At 62.0% G+C, this 250-nt stretch carries 1 pseudogene; it reads left to right on the top strand.

The features are described from left to right. Positions 1–93: 93 nt before the first annotated feature. Positions 94–250: pseudogene (locus AC0L3D_RS37105) on the top strand (transposase); the annotation flags it as partial.

The raw sequence follows: 250 nt of genomic DNA, 5'->3' as shown, positions 1-250 counted from the left end.
TGCAGCGCTCTCCTTGACCAGATCGACCAGTTGAGCAGCCGGCTCGCGGCATTGAAGAAGACGATCGACACGCTGTCCAAGCAAGCTGCAACATCTCGGCGCTTGCAGACCATGCCCGGTGTCGGCCCTATCGCTGCCCTTGCCATTGAAACCACCGATGGAAGCCTTCAAGTGCGGTCGCGATTTCGCCGCCTGGCTCGGGCTGGTCCCTCGGCAGAAGTCGAGCGGCGGCAAGCAACGACTAGGGAAG

Source organism: Mesorhizobium sp. WSM4837, assembly GCF_055811435.1.
The sequence above is the reverse complement of the archived record's forward strand: the minus strand, read 5'-3'. Positions and strand labels throughout refer to the sequence as shown.